Below are 15,846 nucleotides of genomic sequence, written 5' to 3'. Positions count from 1 at the left end.
GTTGATAATTATAAATCTTTAAATATAAGATATATGACTTCATCAAGAAATTGGACTCAATCACACTACATAGCATTTATGAGTATGTTTTTGAGAAACCGATTAAAAGTTAACTTTAATTTTTAAATGACTTCATTTAATGAATACTATCAATATACACTTTTTCATAAAAAAATGAACCACACCAGAATTGATGTGGTCCATAAAAAATAACTAATACTCTATTCAATTTAAATTTACCTAATCTGTAATTACTTCATTAATAATATGGATTATGCCGTTTGAGGCACCAACATTAGGCTGTGCAACTGTAGCACCACCAATAGTGATTACGCCATCCACAACGCTTACCGTCAACATTGCTCCACCAAGTGTTTCTACCATATCACCATCATTTAGGTCTGTTGATAATACTTTATTTGGTACCACGTGATTTGCAAGGATAGCTTTCAACTGATCATTTGTCAATGAAATATCACCTAATTTTGCGAAAGCAGCATCAGTTGGTGCTAATACTGTGTATTCTGCTAACTCACCGTCAACAAAATCTACATTAAAGTCAGATAATAACTCAGTAGTAGTTAACGCTCCAATTAATTCAGTGAATTCACCCGCTGTAATTGCCACATCCACGATTGTAGATGGAGTCAATACTTTATCAATCACATGTACAACACCATTGATTGCTTCAATATTAGCGATTTGTACCATTGCATCACCAATTTTCACCATTTCACCGTCTAACATTACGTCAAGACTTGTGTTGATTAGTGTTTCAACTTTGCCGTTTTCTAAGACACTTGAAAGTACTTTAGATGATACTACGTGATGCTGTAGGATTCTTTGTAATTCTTCCTCTGTAAAATCATCAAGATTGATACCTGCTTCTGTAAAAGCAGCATCCGTTGGTGCAAATACTGTAAGAGAATTTGTAGCCGTAGCGAAAGGTGCCACTAGTTTAGCTTTGTCTAAAGCCGCCACTAAAGATGTGAAGTTATTGCTGATTGCTACTTGTGCAATAGTCAATGCTTGAGAAGGTACGATTACACTTTCAATACCATGGATTACACCGTTGTCTGCTTCAATATTCGGTGATCCTACTTTTGCACCACCAACCATTACATTATCACCTGAAATTTCAACTTCAAGTTTTGTTCCTGCTAATGTTGTTAACATGTCTCCATTATTTAAATCTGTAGACATTAGCTTTCCTTCGACAACGTGATGCTTAAGTAAAATATCAAGTGCTTCTGCTGATAAATCATCGAAAGAAGAAATTCCGTTGTTAGCTGCTAAAAGTTGTGTAAAGGCCGCGTTTGTTGGTGCAAATACTGTGTATTCTTTCGTTGCATCTGCAAATGTACCTACTAAGTTTGCTGAACCTAATGCGGTTACAAGCGTAGAGTAATCACTTGCAGAAGAAGCTACATCTGCAATAGTGTTTGTTGGAAGGTTTGTGATTGGCGGAGTGTCATCATCTTCGTTACATGACGTGATTGAAAATAGAATTGAGAAGACGAATAAAAGTTTTGCTAAATCTAAAGTTTTCATCTCATTTAAGATTTTATGGTTGAAAATTCAGACTTATAAATTTTGTGTAACTATTTTTTGTTTAAACAAATTTGAAAATTATTAAACAAAACATCTTGAAATGTAAATCCAATACCTTCACTTTCGGGGTTTTTGGCACCAAAATAAGGGTATATAAGACATTTACTAACATAGAAAAAAATTAAAAAAAATAGAATGACACGAAATGTTAAAACAAAGTTTCGTTAAACAAAGTTCCTTGATTTGTTAATTTTTTAGCTTAAAAACAAAAAATCCACTCAACTTAATTGCGAGTGGATTTTTTATTTTATTCATAATCTATAGAATAATGAAGACCTATATTCTCATGCCTTCCTTTTGCTCCTGTTATAATGAGGTAAGTAATGGTAATCATATTTCTCAACTCACAAAGCGGTTGGGAAATGACCGTCTTCTTATAAAGAGTCTCTGTTTCTTCATAAATAAGACCTGTTCTTTTAAAGGCACGTTTCAAACGTTCATCAGACCTTACAATACCTACGTAATTTGACATTACCCTTTGCAAATCACTTCTGGATTGAGAAATCAAAACCATTTCCTCTGGAACCGTAGTACCATCTTTGTTCCATTCAGGTATACCTTTTTTCCAGTCTGTCTTATCAATCAGCTGAATTGCGGTTTCAAAGGCTTCATGGGCATAAACAGCTGCTTCCAGTAAAGAATTTGAAGCTAGACGATTTGCACCATGTAAACCTGTACAAGTACATTCGCCACAAGCTAACAAGTTATTGATGCTTGTTTCTGCTTTAGTATTAACTACAATTCCTCCACATAAATAATGTGATGCAGGCGCCACCGGGATAAAATCTTTTGTGATATCAATCCCCATATCCAAACAAGTCTTATATATAGAAGGAAAATGTCCTTTAAGTTCTTCTTCATCAATTAAGGTAGCATCCAACCAAACGTGATCTTTACCTTCCTTTTTCATTTCTGAGTCAATCGCTCTAGCCACCACATCCCTTGGGGCTAGAGAACCGCGCTCATCATATTTTTTGACAAAATCTTTCCCTTTGCTATTTCTAAGTATAGCACCTGCTCCCCTCATTGCTTCCGTAATTAAGAAAGCATTTCCTTCATGACCTCTCTGGTATAAAGCTGTAGGATGGAACTGTACAAACTCCATATGATTCACTTCACCTTTAGCTCTGTAGGTCATCGCAATACCATCTCCTGTTGCAACACTTGGGTTGGTTGTAGTATTATATACTTGTCCAATGCCTCCGGTCGCTAAAAGTGTTACTTTAGAAAGAATCGTCTCAACTTCACCAGATGTTTTATTGAGAGCATAAATTCCATAGCATTGTGTATCCTTTCTATACCTTGTTACATCTTCACCGAGATGATGTTGAGTGATCAGATCCACTGCATAATATTCCTGCAAAATCTCTACGTTATCGTAGCTCTTTATTGCGTTCAACAATGCTCTTTGAATCTCCTGCCCTGTTACATCTTTGAAATGTAGAATACGGTGATCCGAATGACCTCCTTCTTTTGCTAGATTGTATTCACCATCTTCAGACTTATCAAATTGAGTACCCCAATTAATAAGTTCTCTGATTCTGTCAGGACCATTTTCAACTACCAACTTCACTACCTCTTCATTATTGATATGTGAACCGGCTACTAATGTATCTTTGATGTGTTTCTCGTAAGAATCGTCTGCATCAATTACAGCAGCGATTCCTCCTTGTGCATATCTGGTATTACTTTCAAAAGGATCATCTTTTGTGATTAAGCAAATCTTTGGGTAATGATTTTTGCTTTGAAAGTGCTCACACAACTTCAAAGCGTAACTGAGACCTGCTATACCAGAACCCACGATTAGAAAATCAACTTTCTTCATGGACTGTATTAAAAAAATTAAAGCTGTTTATTAAAGTAGAAGTAAAAACTTACTTCACTACTTATAACAAACAGCTTTAATCAAGGTTTATGATAACTCAAACATTCTCTCGATTGAGCCTATTGCTTTAAGACGAATATCTTCAGGAACATCCACTTCTGGATATTCATATTGTAAACAATTGTATACTTTTTCCAAAGTATTCATTTTCATGAAATGACACTCTGAACAAGCACATGTATTATCTTCTTTTGAAGGTGCTGGAATTAAATTTTTGTGAGGAACAACCTCTCTCATTTTATGTAAAATTCCTGCTTCTGTAGCCACAATATAAGCATCTGCTTCGTCATTTTGGACATATTTTAACAGTGCCGCTGTAGAACCAACAAATTGAGCTACTTTTAATAAAGGCATTTCTGACTCTGGGTGAGCAATGATTTTTGCATGTGGGTACTCCTTGTGTAAATCTAGGATTTTTTCCAATGCAAATGCCTCGTGTACCACGCATGCTCCGTCCCATAATAACATATCACGACCTGTTTCTTTCATGATATATTTACCAAGGTTACGGTCTGGTGCGAAGATAATTTTTTCGTCTTCTGGAAGACTATTGATAATTTTTAGTGCATTTGTAGAAGTAACTGTAATGTCAGTATAAGCTTTTACTTCTGCTGAGGAGTTGATGTAAGTAACAACGGTATGATCAGGGTGTTTCTTTACAAAATCACCAAATTCTTCTGCTGGTGCAGCTTCCGCTAATGAACAACCTGCTTTAAAGTCAGGTAAAATCACCTTCTTGTTTGGGTTGATGATTTTTGCTGTTTCAGCCATAAAATGAACGCCAGCAAATAAAATAATATCAGCGTCTGTATCCGCCGCTTTTTGTGCTAGTGCTAAACTGTCCCCAACAAAATCTGCCAAATCTTGAATCTCAGCATCTTGATAATAATGTGCCAAAAAAACAGCGTTTTTTTCTTCTTTCAAACGTGTAATTTCAGCCTTAAGATCGGTGGGGTTATTATCCATCACATCGATAAAACCCAACTGATCTGCTCTATCTTTAAGCTCTTGTGTAAGCATTTTCATTAAATCTACGGTATTTTTAACGGCGTAAAGTTAATGAAACTTTGGGAATAGAGAGATTTTAATTGTGTAAAAATTAAACTAAGGAACTAAATTTTTGGACATTTCTTACAATGCTTCCCTTTTCGTTTATACTTTTTACAGCAGTTTTTTTTCTTACAAGTAATCTCTGAACTCAATTCGTCTCCTTCTACTGAAAGCATATCAAGTAACTGCTTACTTGTTGTAGATAAAAAAATAGGATCTTGTTGAATCATAGTTTAATTTATTTAGATTAATTCTACTTAACGATCGCAATATAAATGATTAATTAGATTAAATCTAAATTAAAAAGGATTTTTTTGTGAATACTTATGATCTTTTAAAGGGGAAGTAGAAAGTTTTAGCATAGGCACAACACTTTAAAAAGGGGAATTGATCAAAGAAAAAACACACCTTGCATTAAAATGTATTATTAATAAACAAAATATTCCACTATATTAAACAAGGGTGCTTATTTTATAATTAATGTTATTTTTTTACGCATCAAGAAAATATAGTCGTCAATTTCACACCTTTCGATAAAATTCATTTGTATGATTCTGACATTTCTATATTTTTGTGACATTCGCAATTTTTTTGACGGCAATTTACTTTAAGAAGGAACGTGGAAAACGAGCAATCAACAAATAGTTCAGATAATAATGGCAATAAAGTAGTTCACATTGATGGTATGTACCAAAACTGGTTCTTGGATTATGCATCTTATGTAATTCTGGAAAGAGCGGTACCTAGTATCTATGACGGACTCAAACCTGTACAGAGAAGAATTCTTCATGCTATGAAGGAATTGGATGATGGCAGGTTCAATAAGGTGGCTAATATCATTGGTTCTACCATGCAGTATCACCCTCACGGTGATGCTTCTATAGGTGATGCCATTGTTCATTTAGGACAAAAAGAACTCCTTATCGAAACACAAGGTAACTGGGGTGATATTAGAACGGGTGACAGTGCAGCAGCACCAAGATACATTGAGGCTAGACTTTCTAAGTTTGCATTAGAAGTAGTTTTCAATCCTAAAACTACGGATTGGCAACTTTCTTATGATGGTAGAAAGAAAGAACCAATTAACCTTCCAGTAAAATTTCCTTTATTATTGGCTCAGGGTGTTGAAGGTATTGCCGTTGGTTTGGCAACGAAGATCATGCCTCATAATGTCAAAGAACTTATCAAAGGTTCTATTGATATCTTAAAAGGTAAAAAAGTCAACCTTGTTCCTGACTTCCCTACAGGTGGTCTTGCAGATTGCAGCAACTATAATAATGGTCTGAAAGGTGGTAAAGTTCGTTTGAGAGCAAGAATTGAATCACCGGATAGTAAGACGTTATTGATCAAAGAAATTCCATTTACTTGTACGACTTCAAGTTTGATTGATTCCATCATTAAAGCTAATGATCAAGGAAAGATCAAAATCAAGAAGGTAATCGACAACACTGCTCAGGAAGTGGAAATCGAAGTACAATTGGCAAATGGTCAGTCTCCAGACGTTACAATTGCCGCACTGTATGCCTTTACAGATTGTGAAGTTTCTATTTCTCCCAACTCATGTGTGATTGTGGATGAGACTCCTGTATTTATGGGAGTGGAAGAAATTCTTAAAAACGATACTGATCATACTGTAAACCTTCTTGAAGCAGAATTGAAGATCAAGAAAGGTGAATTACAGGAGAAAATTCTATTCAGTTCATTAGAGAAAATCTTTATTGAAAATAGAATCTATAGAGATATTGAAGAGTGTGAAACTTGGGAAGCAGTATTAGAAACAATTGATACAGGTTTGAATCCTTATAAACCGAGTTTCTACAGAGAAATCACTCAAGATGATATTATCCGATTGACTGAGATCAAAATTAAGAGAATTTCTAAGTTTGATACTTTCAAAGCGGATGAGTTATTAAAGAACTTACTGGAAGAGCTAAAAGAAGTAGAATACAACCTTGAACACATTATTGAGTTTGCGATTGATTACTTCAACAATCTTCTTAAAAAATACGGAAAGGATCACGAGCGTTGCACTGAGTTGACAACTTTCGATACAATCCAAGCTTCAAAAGTAGCGGCAAACAACGCCAAACTTTATGTCAATAAAAAAGAAGGTTTCATCGGCTATAACCTAAAACGTCAAGACGGCGTGGAAGAAGTGATGGACTGTTCGGATATTGACGATATCATTGTATTTAGAAATACGGGTGAATATGTGATCACGAAAATTGGTGAAAAGAAATTCGTAGGCAAAAACATTCTTCATGCGGAAGTCTATGTAAAAGGTGACGAAAGAAAGGTTTACAATGCCATTTACCTTGATGGTGCAAGTGGTATTACAAGAGTAAAACGTTTCCAAGTTCCTAGTTTTACAAGAGACAAAGAATACAATGTTACAAAAGGTACTCCTAAGTCAAAAGTAACTTACTTCACTTCTAATCCTAATGGAGAGGCTGAAATCGTAGGCGTTTCATTATCACCTAACTGCTCGGCAAAAGTGAAATCATTCGAATATGATTTTGCCGATTTAGAGATTAAAGGCAGAACTTCTCAGGGTAACATTTTGACGAAATACCCAGTAAGAAGGGTGACCTTAAAACGTGAAGGCGTTTCTACGCTTCCTGCAATTGATCTTTGGTACGATGATGCCGTAGGTGTCTTGAATAAGGATGAAAACGGTAAGTACTTAGGTAAATTCAAAGACGAAGACCGTATTATTGTTTTCTATGAAGACGGTGAATATGAGTTGACGAACTTTGAAGCGACGAATCGTTATGAAGCGAAAAAGGTGGTATTGATTGAGAAATTCCTTCCTTACAAAGCGATTTCAGCTGTTCATTACGACACCAACAACAGACAATATTATATCAAGCGTTTCCATATCGAAACGTCTACTATGAACAAACGCTTTAAGTTTATCAACGAGGCTAATGCTTCAAGATTACTTTTAGTCACTACTCAACTTTCTCCGGATGTGGAACTGAAATACACTAACGGTAGAAAACGCGAGAAGACAAAAGTCAACTTGAAAGAGTTTGTTGAAGTGAAAGGCTGGAAAGCACTAGGTAATAAACTTCCTTACGACAAAGTAACGGATGCCAAATTACTCTCAGCAGATGATCCGGTTGATACTTCTGATCAAAACAGTAAGCCTTCTGAAAAGAAAGATGATAACAACGACGAGGGAAGAGATTCTTTGAAGTTGTTCTAAACATAAAAAACGACTGAACAGGTATTTGTTCAGTCGTTTTTGTTTTGAAGAATATCTAATATCGTAATAAGCTTTAAGCGTTACATCTTATTGAAAATTAAGAAAGGAAGAGTATTAATTACCCAAACCCTCCGGCAGACTCTTCTTAGGATTCAAGTTCCCTTTTTTCTTCATATCATTCACTAAAGAAATGAAGTTTCCTTTTCCTTCCGAAAGTTGACCAACAGCTTTATCTACATCCCCTTTTGTAGCATTGATTTTCTTTTGAAGGTCCAGCATCGTTTCCACAAAACCTCTTGCTTTATCGTAGATCCTCGTGGCATGCTTGATGATATCTTCAATATTTTTCTGTTGATGTTCATTTCTCCAAAGTTCCTCTATTACCTTCAAAGTGGCCATTAAAGTCGTCGGGCCGACAATCACTACCTTCTTATGATAAGCATAATCCCAAAGTGCGTCATCTTCTTGCAACGCCACCAAAAACGCAGGTTCGATTGGGATAAACATCATGACATAATCCAAAGTTTGGATCCCTTCTAATTGCTGATAATTACGTCTGGCTAATTCATCAATATGGCTTTTTAAAGCACGAATATGCAGTTGAATTTCGTGTTGTTGCTCTATTTTATCTTCAGCATTGATAAAACGTTCATAAGCATTTAAAGATACTTTTGAATCGACAATGATCTGCTTTCCTTCAGGATAGTTAATAATCACATCAGGTTTTTGTAAATCTCCTTCTTCTGTTCTGTAAGTTGGCTGTACGAGGTACTCATGACCTTCTCTTAGACCCGACTTTCGAAGCACAGAATCCAAAATCATCTCTCCCCAGTCGCCTTGTGTTTTCGTATCACCTTTTAAAGCTTTGGTCAAATTTTGGGCATCCTGAGAAATCTGATGATTCAACTCTCTCAACATCTTTAGTTCTGTTCTTAAAGAAGATCGGTCATTTGATTCTTTACCATAACTATCTTCAATCTTCTTACGGAAGTTTTCAATTTGATCTTTGAAGGGATTAAGTACTAAATCAAGGTTGTTTCTATTCTGTTGAGTAAATTTATTCGTGTTTTCTTCAAAAATACGCTGGGCTAGGTTTTCAAACTCTTTCTTAAAGTGTTGATTTAATTGTTGTACTTCATGACTTTGCTGCCCTAGTTTCTCTTCTAAAAAAGTCAACTTCTCTTGCAATACAGCTACATCATTTTTAAGGGATGAATTCTCCTCACTTAGGGTCAAGTTGAGATTTTCCAATTCTAATTTTCCTTGTTGAACAACTTCTAATGTTCCTTTATTCTTCGCTTCTGTACTTACTATTAATTCATAATTAGTACGCAGGCTGTTCAATTGATTTTGAACCTCAATTAATTTATTGGATTTCTCTTCTACTCTCACCTTTGAGGTATTGATTTCCACATCAAGCTTATTATTGGTGTTCTTTAATTGTTCAATTTCCGACTTCAATTGTTCTTGATTCTGATTGAGTTTCAAGCGTTCTTTCACCTCTAATCTAAATCGAGCTTCTTCATTGGCATATTTCTGACGGTAATAGAAATAAACGAAACAGGCTCCAATGAAAAGGCCTAAAAAAAATACTATAATGAGTAAAATGATAACGGAAGTCTCTAACTGCATAATCTCTCGAACAATCGTTTTGATAAAGTTTACACGAAGTTAGTAGAAATAGAGTATTACAGAAAACCAATTAAGATCAAGGAAGAGAGAATTACAGGGAATCCACTTATTCTCAACCTTCAAATAGTTTACATTTCTATTTTATTTCAGAAAAAATGTTTTTAAATTTTAATCAAGTAATCAAACATTACAATTAAACAGTTTGATCAACCCATTGACATTAACTTTTACAACCCTATAATTTAACTACTCAATACTAAAAATGAGAAAATTCATACTATTATTATTCTGCTTTGTCCCTCTGTTTTCTTTTGCACAAATGGACTCATTGGTCATGATCAATGGAGATATTATTGTTGGTGAAATTAAAAGCATGGATAAAGGGGTCATTGAAATTGAAACCGATTATTCAGATTCTAACTTCAAAATAGAATGGGAAGGTATTCAAAGCATGGTTTGTAATACAGATTTTATGGTTACTCTTTCGAATGGAAAAAGGATCAGTGGTAAAATAGTATCGAATGACCCCGAATCTTTCAAAATTGTTTCCGATGAAGAAGGCACTCTAGATGTTGACCCAGATGATATTGTTTATCTAAAGTCAGTAGAAAAGACATTCTTAAGTAAACTATCGGCTAGCATTGATCTTGGATATAGCTATGCAAAAGCGAATAACCTTTCACAACTTAATGGATCGGCTTTTATAGGTTACAACACTAAAAGGTGGGCACTCTCGCTCAGTTTAAATAGTCTTCGATCAACGCAAGACAATGTTGACGCCATCGAAAGAAATGATGGTACACTCACTGGTAATTATTTTCTGCCTTATGGTTTTTATGGAACAGCGGACTTTAGATACCTTACCAATACAGAGCAATCCATTAAACTACGTACCACTACTTCACTGGGTATTGGTAAATACATTATCCATACCAATGCTGCATACTGGGGTTTTTCTACCGGAGCCTCGTTCCTAAATGAATCCTTTAGCCAAACCACTGATGATGCAGGAGATCCTTTCACCAAGCCTTCTAACAATAGTGCTGAATGGTACATTGGTACAGAAATCAACTTATTTGATACAGGAGACCTTTCATTTAACACCAATGCCAGAGGTTCTAGAACATTAAGTGGTGGTGATCGTTGGCGTGCTGATGTTGGGGCAAATGTAAAATATGACCTACCTTATGACTTCTATGTAAAAGCGGGGTACAATATGAACTACGATAGTCAGCCAGCAGAAGCAGGTAAAGAAGTCGATTACCAATATTCTTTCGGATTTGGGTGGGAATTGTAAGATTTTATAGAAAAGTATCGTTTTTCGTTTTTAAAAAAAGCTTGAGATGTATTATTTTGTGGGACAACTTACAAATGCAGAATGACTGAAAAGATTTTTTTAAATAAAGTTAGCAAACGAAGGAAAATACTTGTAGGCTTAGTTATTACACTTTTACTACTGAATCTTTTGCAACTATACTTAAGGTCTGATAATACTTCACATCTTCAAGATCGAGTTCAAAGTAAAAATGTGGAGCTCGTTTTGACCTACACAAAATTGGATTCTATTTCCACAGAATTGAATAAGCAGATTCAAATCCTTGATCTTATGAATGAGGATATAGATTCTCTTACTCGCATAAAAAATTCTCTAGAAATGGAGAAGAAAGAGCTTAGATCCATACAATTAATCGAAGAAAATCGATACAATCAGATTAAAAGTAAGGTGAGTGTTTATGAAGGAATTTTGAAAAGAAGAGACTTACAAATCACATCACTTAAGGATGTCAATGATTCTCTAACTTCAGAAAACCAATACCTCGTTCAACAAAAATCAACTTTAACCACTCAAATCGATTCCTTACAAGAGCATCAAGGTGAACTTGAAAGATTAATTGATGATGCAAAAGCTTTAAGGGCTTATAATATCACTATTTGGGGAGGCAGTAAAAAGAATAAACTAAAAGAAGGTGTTTCTTTCAAGAGAAAAAGTACTTCACAAGTTGCTATCCGTTTTAAACTTTCTCCTAATAATTTGATCCAAGAAGAAAATAAAGATATATTCCTTTGTTTGATTGATGCAGAAGGTGCAACAATATATAATCCCGATAACCAAATCAAATTCTTTAGATTGAAGGGATCTGATGAAAACAGGTTCTACACTACCAAAAAGACGTTATCTTATGAAAATGACTTACAAAATGTAGAGTTACTGTACCAATCAGAAAACCTTCTTAATAAAGGAGAATACAGTGTAAATTTATACTGTGATGGAGAGCTTTTAGGAAAATCTTCTTTCTCTATTTTATAGTCCTTTTTTATTTCAGAACACATTTGATGGTTATTTTTTATACAAAGCCCTTTTTTTAGTACTTTTTTCCTATTTTTCTCACAATCGTTATCTAAAACAACAGATTTTTAGCAAATTTGAAACTTTAGATACTACATACATTTTTTATTATTCCATGAGAGCAAATACTTATAAAGAAATTCCTGAGAATAAGCCCCAGCATGCTCCAAAAGTTTCCGATTCAAAATGGGTAAAAAAACTGTCTAAACTAAAATTCATTTCCAATTCAAGCGAAGATGAAAATAGTAGGTATATTCAGAAAATCCTCTTTGTAACGATCTTGGGAATACTTTATATCGCCAATGGATTTCAAGCTGAGAAATCACATATCAGAATCAACAAACTGGAAAAATCAGTCGAAAAACTGAGAGTGGAATATAGTACGCTTAAATATGATTTTATCAATGAAAGTAAGCGTTCAAAAATTGAAGAAAGAGTAGCTCCTTTGGGATTAGTTCCTTTAGAAACAGCTCCAATCGTTATTTCTGTATCTAATTTAGAAGATCACTAATTTTTTATATAAATGGGAATTCGAAATTCCATACTGTTACGTGTAAGGTTTGCATTTTTATTAATTGTAGTCATGGCTGCTGCAATTCTTGTGCGTATTTCAGATTTACAATTTGTTGAAAAAGACAAATGGGAAAAAGCTGGTAAGGCAAATAGAGTAAAAGTAAGAAGAGTCGATGCAACAAGAGGTAATATTCTTGCTGATGACGGGAGCTTAATGGCTACTTCAATTCCTTTTTATAAACTCGCATTTGACCCTTGCGTCTCTAATGATAGTATTTTTAATAATGGTATCGATTCTTTGAGCTATTTACTGTCTAGGTACTTTAAAGAAAAAAGTGCAACGGAATATGATAGCTTACTGAGAAAAGCTAGAAGAAAGAAAAGAAGATACCTTATTCTTAGTCATAAACTAGTCAAGCATCAAGATAAAAAACATATCGACAACTGGCCTATTTTCCGACAAGGAAGACATACGGGCGGTTTGATATTTACTAAATATGAAAAAAGATTCAGGCCTTTTGAAGAGCTAGGTAGAAGAACGATTGGCTTTATCAGTAAAGACGAAAAAGCACAGTTTACGGGTAGAGGCCTTGAGTTCAGTTTCAATAAAGATTTAGCAGGTACAGACGGAGAAGCTTTATTCCAAAGAGTATCCGGAAATCAATGGAAACCATTGGATGATGGTGCTCAAGTGAGAGCTGAAAATGGTTTGGATATTCAGACCACAATCAATATGGATATCGAAGAACACGCTCACAATGTGCTTGAAAAAGCATTGGTTGAAAATGAAGCTAACTTCGGTACTGTATTACTAATGGAAGTAAAAACAGGTGAAATTAAGGCGATTGTCAACTTAGGTAAAAACTCGAAAGGAGAATACGTTGAAGATTTCAACTATGCTATCCAAGGTGTAATGGAACCTGGTTCAACTTTCAAAAGTGCTTCAATGTTGGCATTATTAGAGGAGTTTGACCTCAACTTGGAAGACTCCGTGAATACTGGTGATGGTAAATACATGTTCTATGATGAATGTATAATGACCGACGCACACTACAACGGGTTCGGAATGCTCTCGGTTGAAGAAGTAATTGAAAAATCATCCAATATTGGTATCTCCAAATTGGTCTTCAAATATTTCAGAGAAGATCCCGACCGTTTTATGCACTATTTGGACCGTTTCAATCTTACTTCTACGATTGGTTTCCAAATGGAGGGTGAAGGAAAACCTAATATCAACCGTCCTGGTGATCCGAGTTGGTCCGGTTGTTCTCTTCCGTGGATTTCAATTGGCTATGAAGTTGAAACCTCCCCTCTTCAAATGCTTACATTCTACAATGCTATTGCCAATGATGGTAAAATGGTTGCACCAAGAATTGTAAAACGAGTATTGAGAGGAAATGACGTTGTAGCGGAGTATGGAGTAAGGACCATCAATAAAAAAATCAGCTCCGAACGCTCTCTTAAAGCAATGCAAGGAATGTTGAAAAAAGTAGTGGAAAGCGGTACGGCAAGAAAAATCAACACGACTGAATTTGATATTGCAGGTAAAACAGGTACGACTCAGAAAGTAAAACAAGGTGCTTATACCAAAAACTACTTTACATCGTTTGTAGGGTACTTCCCTGCTGATGCTCCAAGATATTCAATGATTGTTGCCATTGATGAACCTAAAGGTGCAAAAAGATATGGTGGTGATGTTTGTGCCCCTGTATTCTTAGATATCGCCGAAGTGGTTTATGCTAGAACAACAGAAAGAGATATTCATTTTGTAGATAATGAAAATGTAAAAGCTTTTCCATACATAAAAGCAGGAAATTATAACGATTTATTACTACTGTCGGATGCTTTTGATATTCAACAAGTTTCAGAAAATACTTCGCAGTGGGTAAAAACAAAAGTAATGGGTGATACTATTGCTTGGGTTAACGCTAGAGTCAATAAAGGAAGAATGCCTGATGTAAGAGGAATGACATTGAGAGATGCCATGTACCTTATTGAAACGGAGGGCGCAACTGTACATTCTACCGGAAACGGCCGAGTGGTCCAACAATCCATCACGCCTGGAGGAAGAATAAATAGTAGAACGAACGTCTATCTCAAACTACAATAAATCAAACTTAAATTGAAGAGAATTAAAAAAATATCGGAATTACTAAAAGGGATAGAATATGACCTTGTTCAAGGTGATTTAAACCAAGAGGTAACGGGTATTGAGCTAGATTCAAGAAAATTGCAAGATGGAAATCTATTTGTTGCCATTAAAGGTAATGCAATGGATGCACATCAATTTATCCCCAAAGCAATTGATCTTGGAGCTACTACAGTGTTAATTGAAGACGCACCTGAAGAACTGCAAGAAGGTGTCAACTACATCAAAGTAAATAGTACTGCACAAAGTGTCGGCTTACTGGCCGCCAATTATTACGATAATCCATCAGAGAAAATAAAAGTAGTAGCCATTACAGGCACCAACGGTAAAACAACGGTGGTTACTTTACTTCAGAACTTATTTATGAAGTTAGGTTACAATACCGGTGCACTGACTACTATCGAAAATAAAATCAATGAGGAGGTCATCCCCACAAAATTGACCACTCCCGATCCTGTCACATTACAGTACTTACTGCATGAAATGGTAAAGAAAAACTGTTCTTACTGTTTTATGGAGGCAAGTTCACATGCTATCGTACAAGGGAGATTGAATGGTATTGATCTTACAGGTGCCATCTTTAGTAACATCAGTCATGATCACTTAGATTATCATGGCACAATGAAAGAGTACATTAATGCAAAGAAAAGGTTGTTTGATACACTCCCTAAAAGTGCTTTTGCATTGGTAAATATTGATGATAAAAGAGGCAATGTAATGCTACAGAACTGTAGAGGAAAACACTACACTTACGCATTGCATACCATGGCCAACTTTAAAGGAAAATTGATCGACAATACATTTGAAGGTATTCAGATGGAGGTCAATGGGCTTGAAGCTTGGTTTCAATTGATTGGTTCTTTCAATGCTTACAATGTACTTTCTGCCTTTGCTACGGCTTCATGTTTGGGTGAGGATGAAATGACTACACTACAGGCATTGTCTGAATTACGACCAGCAAGAGGTCGTTTTGAACAAATTGTTTCTAAAAATAATATCAGAGGTATCATTGATTACGCTCATACGCCTGATGCCTTGGAAAACGTTTTGGAAACCATTCGTGATATCAGAGAAGAAGGGGAAAGAATCATAACTGTTGTGGGTTGTGGAGGAGACCGTGATGCAACAAAACGTCCAATCATGGCCAAGACGGCTGCAATGTTAAGTGATGTGGTAATTCTTACTTCTGACAATCCTAGAACTGAAGATCCAGAAGAAATTTTAGAACAAATGGAGGAAGGTATATCCCCAACTCAAGCCAAAAGAACATCTGTAATTATAGATCGAAAAGAAGCTATTGTAAAAGCCGTTGAAATGGCCGAACCAAGGGATATCATTTTGGTAGCCGGAAAAGGGCATGAAACTTATCAAGAAGTCAATGGTGTTAGACATCATTTTGACGACAAAGAGGAATTATTCCTTGCTTTAAAAAAATAATTAGTGCGATAAAA

The 15,846-nt window shown here is 35.3% G+C and carries 11 protein-coding genes; 6 read left to right on the top strand and 5 right to left on the bottom strand.

Annotation, left to right across the window (positions count from 1 at the left end; translation table 11 throughout):
- Nucleotides 1-240: 240 nt before the first annotated feature.
- The 4 genes from IC221_RS07300 to IC221_RS07285 form a co-directional block, all read right to left on the bottom strand.
- The gene (locus IC221_RS07300; RefSeq protein WP_188168322.1) at nt 241-1,551 is read right to left on the bottom strand and encodes a fasciclin domain-containing protein; all 1,311 of its coding nucleotides are present in this window, start codon (nt 1,549-1,551) and stop codon (nt 241-243) included.
- Between the two features lie 307 nt (nt 1,552-1,858).
- Nucleotides 1,859-3,436: an L-aspartate oxidase gene (gene nadB, locus IC221_RS07295; protein ID WP_188168321.1), complete on the bottom strand. Its 1,578-nt coding sequence runs from the start codon at nt 3,434-3,436 to the stop codon at nt 1,859-1,861.
- Between the two features lie 87 nt (nt 3,437-3,523).
- Nucleotides 3,524-4,462 carry a quinolinate synthase NadA gene (gene nadA / locus IC221_RS07290; RefSeq protein WP_223241322.1) on the bottom strand — a complete coding sequence of 313 codons (939 nt, stop codon included), beginning with the start codon at nt 4,460-4,462 and terminating at the stop codon, nt 3,524-3,526.
- Between the two features lie 146 nt (nt 4,463-4,608).
- Entirely contained in the window at nt 4,609-4,776 is a 168-nt protein-coding gene (locus tag IC221_RS07285; protein ID WP_188168326.1) for a hypothetical protein, read from the bottom strand.
- Between the two features lie 389 nt (nt 4,777-5,165).
- On the opposite strand from IC221_RS07285, the gene IC221_RS07280 reads away from it, so the two are divergent.
- Nucleotides 5,166-7,754: a DNA gyrase/topoisomerase IV subunit A gene (locus IC221_RS07280; RefSeq protein ID WP_188168319.1), complete on the top strand. Its 2,589-nt coding sequence runs from the start codon at nt 5,166-5,168 to the stop codon at nt 7,752-7,754.
- A gap of 114 nt (nt 7,755-7,868) precedes the next feature.
- Here IC221_RS07280 and rmuC read toward each other — a convergent pair whose 3' ends face one another.
- Nucleotides 7,869-9,386 (bottom strand): DNA recombination protein RmuC, encoded by a 1,518-nt coding sequence (gene rmuC / locus IC221_RS07275; protein ID WP_188168318.1) that lies wholly within the window; start codon nt 9,384-9,386, stop codon nt 7,869-7,871.
- Between the two features lie 262 nt (nt 9,387-9,648).
- On the opposite strand from rmuC, the gene IC221_RS07270 reads away from it, so the two are divergent.
- From IC221_RS07270 to IC221_RS07250, 5 genes are all read left to right on the top strand, one after another.
- Nucleotides 9,649-10,683 carry a DUF481 domain-containing protein gene (locus IC221_RS07270; RefSeq protein WP_188168317.1) on the top strand — a complete coding sequence of 345 codons (1,035 nt, stop codon included), beginning with the start codon at nt 9,649-9,651 and terminating at the stop codon, nt 10,681-10,683.
- A gap of 357 nt (nt 10,684-11,040) precedes the next feature.
- Nucleotides 11,041-11,694, top strand: a complete 654-nt coding sequence (locus IC221_RS07265; protein ID WP_188168316.1) for a hypothetical protein — start codon at nt 11,041-11,043, stop codon at nt 11,692-11,694.
- 154 nt (nt 11,695-11,848) lie between these two features.
- Nucleotides 11,849-12,244 (top strand): FtsL-like putative cell division protein, encoded by a 396-nt coding sequence (locus IC221_RS07260; RefSeq protein ID WP_188168315.1) that lies wholly within the window; start codon nt 11,849-11,851, stop codon nt 12,242-12,244.
- Between the two features lie 12 nt (nt 12,245-12,256).
- On the top strand, nt 12,257-14,356 hold the full coding sequence (locus tag IC221_RS07255) for a penicillin-binding protein (protein ID WP_188168314.1): 2,100 nt from the start codon (nt 12,257-12,259) through the stop codon (nt 14,354-14,356).
- 12 nt (nt 14,357-14,368) lie between these two features.
- A complete protein-coding gene (locus tag IC221_RS07250) occupies nt 14,369-15,832 on the top strand; it encodes a UDP-N-acetylmuramoyl-L-alanyl-D-glutamate--2,6-diaminopimelate ligase (RefSeq protein ID WP_223241316.1) in 1,464 nt (487 codons plus the stop codon).
- Nucleotides 15,833-15,846: the final 14 nt, after the last annotated feature.

This window comes from Flammeovirga sp. EKP202 (assembly GCF_014534745.1).
In the GTDB taxonomy this organism is placed as follows: domain Bacteria; phylum Bacteroidota; class Bacteroidia; order Cytophagales; family Flammeovirgaceae; genus Flammeovirga.
The sequence above is the reverse complement of the archived record's forward strand: the minus strand, read 5'-3'. Positions and strand labels throughout refer to the sequence as shown.